1 protein-coding gene is annotated in these 263 nt (G+C 46.0%); it reads right to left on the bottom strand.

All coding sequences use genetic code 11. The features are described from left to right. Positions 1-263, bottom strand: a 263-nt coding sequence (locus AB4486_RS25595; RefSeq protein ID WP_372119542.1) for an MATE family efflux transporter, incomplete at both ends; no start/stop codon positions are given.

The raw sequence follows: 263 nt of genomic DNA, 5'->3' as shown, positions 1-263 counted from the left end.
AACAAGAAGCACCACATAGACACCAATGGCATTGCGACTAACCACGGTAAATACACCTCGGCTTGGTTCTTCACGTCAGGAATGGTAGTGATCATATTAATCAAACTCGAGCCAGCGAGTGCGAATGCTATGGTCAGTACCAAACAAATATTAAAGCTCCAGAAGAAAGTACCAATCAATGACTGGTTCAGTTCATCTTTGTCTTTCGCGCCTATCGCCTTACCGACCATCGCTTCCATTGCGTAGGCAAAGCCATCCATCCC

Origin of the sequence: Vibrio sp. 10N.222.55.C6, from assembly GCF_041473395.1 — a bacterium.
In the GTDB taxonomy this organism is placed as follows: Bacteria; Pseudomonadota; Gammaproteobacteria; order Enterobacterales; family Vibrionaceae; genus Vibrio; species Vibrio crassostreae_C.
This window is presented reverse-complemented; position numbering and strand designations above follow the sequence as displayed.